The sequence below is a fragment of the Desulfonatronospira sp. genome (assembly GCA_003563255.1).
Lineage (GTDB): Bacteria > Desulfobacterota > Desulfovibrionia > Desulfovibrionales > Desulfonatronovibrionaceae > Desulfonatronospira.
This window is the reverse complement of record PWSL01000435.1, coordinates 1-3862: the sequence shown is the minus strand read 5'-3', so window position 1 is coordinate 3862 and position 3862 is coordinate 1. Positions and strand designations below refer to the sequence as shown.

Below are 3862 nucleotides of genomic sequence, written 5' to 3'. Positions count from 1 at the left end.
GTAGTTTGATGGTCCGGGGTAGCGAACCGTGGATTTTATTCCTTGCTGTATCAAGACAGTGCTGATGCTGGTTGTTGCCTATGCTGCCGGACACGATTCGCCTCCCTGGATGTTTGGCCCTGGTTTGCTTTGAATTTTACAAAAAGAATAATTGTGAGCACTCAGGCAGGTCAAGACAAAAGCTGTCTTTTTTAAGGTAAAAGGCAAAACGGGCTGGGTGAACGGAATGCGGAAAATCGAGAAAAAACCCGGCACTGAGGCATGTCTGAGTGCCGGGTTTTCCTGAAGCAGGATCAGGTATTGCGGCAGCGCTTGTAAATGCGCTGGAAATGATGCCCGAAGATGCTCAGCTCCACCACCTCGGGCAGGGCTCTGGTCTTGGTGAGTGCGGTTTTTATCAGCACCTTCCAGAACCAGGGCGCACTTCTGGAAAAGATACCGATACGCCAGATGCTGCGCCACAGGGCAATGATGTCGTGGCGGTTGATCCTGGACCGGGATGTTGGCCTGTAGCTCTTGAGAAAGGTCTCAATGCGCTGATAATAGTATCTGGGAGAATATATTGTGGATACGATGTCCCGGTAACCGGCCAGCAGGGTTTCCGTGCCCATCCTGGGGATGAAGTTCAGGCTGCCGTCGGTGTTTTCCCCGGTGGGGGTATAAAGAAGGCGGCCTTCCTTCTGCAGGCGCTCCCAGAGCCTGGTCCGGGGCAGGGCTCCCAAAAGGCCCACCATGGCCGTGACCACTCCACTTTGCTGGATAAAGCGGATCTGGGATTCGAAAATGCTTTCATTGTCATTGTCAAAGCCGACAATAAATCCTCCCATGACCAGCATTCCGTTCTGGTGAATGGTCTCCACCGCCTGGACCAGGTCGCGGCTGCTGTTCTGATTCTTGCCGCACTCCTGCAGGCTCTCCTTGTTGGGCGTTTCCAGGCCCAGAAAGACCTTGTTGAAATTGGACTGGCGCATGAGGTCCATAAGTTCCTGATCATCAGCCAGCTCCACACTGGCCTCGGTAAAAAGAACAAAGGGGTAATCGTGCTCAGCCTGCCACTCTTTGAGGCTGGCAAGCATTTTTTTGACTTTGCGCTTGTTGCCAATGAAGTTGTCGTCCACTATAAACAGGGAACCTCGCCAGCCGGCATTGTACAGGGTCTCCACCTCGTTTATCATCTGTTCCGGCGACTTGGTCCTGGGGCGGCGGCCGTTCATTATAACAATGTCGCAGAATTCGCACTGGTAAGGGCATCCCCTGGAATACTGAATGGCCATGGAGGCGTACTTGCGCATGTCGATGAGTGACCATTCCGGTACCGGGGTGCGGTCCAGTGCGGGGCGTTCCTGGGAAGTGTATATCCGCTCAGGTTTACCCATCTCCAGGTCCTTTAGAAACAAGGGCAGGGTTGTTTCTGCCTCGTTCAGGATAAGGTGGTCCACTTCGGGGTAGCTTTCAGGCTGTGAGGTAAAGGCCGGACCACCGGCCACAACTGTTTTGCCTTTTTCCTTGCTGCGGCTTATGACTTCCCGGGCGCTTTTGTCCTGGACCAGCATGGCACTGACCAGACCCATGTCCGCCCATTCTATGTCCGAGTCGCTAAGGCTCTCAACATTGAGATCCACAACCCTTTTCTCCCATTCCCCAGGGAGCATGGCTGCCACAGTGAGCAGGCCGGTGGGAGGATAGGCCGCTTTCTTGGAAATAAAGCGCAGGGCATGCTTAAAACTCCAGAATGTGTCAGGATATTGAGGGTACACCATTAATGTGCGCATAAATAATACCGCCTTTCTCTTTTTATGCAGAGGCCCTGGGATACAGGGATTGATTTGATGTAACAGTTCAGCCCTTTTTTAAGGAAAGCAGGGGGCTGGCACCCCTGCACTCATTTTTTTGAAAAAGTATTGACAGGTTTTAAAAATAAGTGCGGGGAGAGCCACTCCCAGTGCTACATGCAAATGGCTGAACTGTTACGATTTGATGCAGTTAAAAAAATCGACACAGGGGCATACAGGTTGTCTTGCCCTTGATACATAAGCCTTCAACTATAAGGCACACTGGAATGTAATGCATTGAAATGAGAAATTCAAGCCCCCTTTTTGCAATTTAATATGTGCCGGGCGAAGATTTTAGCAGGTTAGCCTTTTTTTCTGGCGGCACTGCCGGAAGTGCTCAAGGGTTACAGGTCCTGGAGGGATATAAGCCGGACAGTCTCCGGTGAAAAAAGCTGGTTGCGGGTAACCATTCAGGGGGGGCGGAACCATACAAGTTTGCCTGTCTGGCAGACGGGCGGGCAACGCCTTTCTAGCCTGGATTACCGCCAAGCCTAACCTTCCTAACTATCCTTGCTTCTAACTCTTTGTTTTTGCTGGCCAAACCCTTCAACTTTGTTATCTTCAATTTTAACCTATAAACACATTGCCACTGAGCTATAATGAAGGTTTATATATACCATTATTTTAAGCCATGGATAATCTATAAAAATCAACAGTTTACTTGCGTCTATTTTTAGGTTGACAAGCTGTCTTGATTTCGACATAGTGGAAGCATGTTCAACGGTAAAGATGAAGAGCTAACAAAGACAAGCCGCTTCTTTCTGGAACCTAAAAACTCCACCCATCGTCAGTATGAAGCCCTCAGGGCATACTTTGTAGACAAGCTCTCTTCTGAAGAAGCGGCCAGAAAATTCGGTTATTCACCGGGTAGCTTCCGGGTCTTGTGTCATCAATTCCGGCAAAACCCTGACCGGCAATTCTTCTGTCCTCCATCAAAGGGACCACATGCCCCCAAGAAAAAAGACAAAGTCCGGGACAAAATCGTGGCCCTGAGAAAGAAAAACCTCTCTATCTACGATATCAAAGAGCAACTCAAGGAAACGGGGGTACAAATAAGCCCGCCTGCCATATCCACCATCCTCAAAGAAGAGGGGTTTGCCAAGCTGCCAAGAAGACGAGACGAGGAAAAACCACACTATACAGGCCCAGAAGCCGTTGAACCAGCTGACGTTAGAAACCTGGATCTATCGGCAAGAAATTTTCGCACCAAATTCGGCGGACTTTTTCTCTTTATACCCTATCTGGCCAAACTGCCATTCGACCAGATCATGAACCAGGCAAAGCTCCCAGGATCAGTACAGATCCCAGCAGGCCATGCAATGCGATCTCTACTGGCCCTGAAACTATTTGGCAATGCCCGATCAAGCCATGTCATGAGTGAAGTCCTGGATGAAGGCCTGGCTCTTTTTGCCGGTCTAAACAAAATCCCAAAACGGACCTTCCTTACGGAATACAGCTGCAGAATTGATCCAGCTGTCTATCCAAAACTAATGTCCGCCTGGTTTGATGCTTTAAGCAGTCTGGGACTTGCGAGAGGATCTTCCTTCGATCTGGACTTTCACACCATCCCCTTTCACGGCGAAGACGCAATAATGGAAAAGCACTATGTATCCAAACGCAGCCGGAGACAAAAAGGCATTCTGGCCTTTCTGGCCCAGGACGGCGACAACAGGGTGTTCTGCTATGCCAACGCTGATGTGAGAAAGAACGATCAAAATGACGAGATCCTGTCTTTTGCAAAATTCTGGAAAGAACGAACCGGCCACTATCCCCAGGAACTCATTTTTGATTCCAAGCTGACCACCTATCCCAATCTGAACGAATTGAACCAGATGGGCATCTGCTTTATCACCTTAAGACGACGCACCAAAAAAATCCTGGATTCCATTAACAAAGAGTCCCTCTCAGCCTGGAGAAAGATTGAACTGAAAAACGTTACCCGGGCTTACCGAACTCCACGTATCCTGGACCACAAAATCCAGCTCTCAGGATATGAAGGACCCATTCGCCAGATGGCCATCAAAGATCTC

2 protein-coding genes are annotated in these 3862 nt (G+C 49.6%); one reads left to right on the top strand and one right to left on the bottom strand.

The window, feature by feature from the left end:
• Positions 1 to 293: 293 nt before the first annotated feature.
• Entirely contained in the window at positions 294 to 1772 is a 1479-nt protein-coding gene (locus QZP87_RS12740; protein WP_291323302.1) for a B12-binding domain-containing radical SAM protein, read from the bottom strand.
• 773 nt (positions 1773 to 2545) lie between these two features.
• Between QZP87_RS12740 and QZP87_RS12735 the strand changes: the two genes are divergently transcribed.
• The coding region (locus QZP87_RS12735) for a hypothetical protein (RefSeq protein WP_291323301.1) at positions 2546 to 3862 on the top strand (1317 nt) is incomplete at its 3' end.

Bases quoted from the DNA above. Each gene is read 5' to 3' on its own strand.
- QZP87_RS12740 (WP_291323302.1), bottom strand. From the start codon at position 1,772: ATGCGCACATTAATGGTGTACCCTCAATATCCTGACACATTCTGGAGT.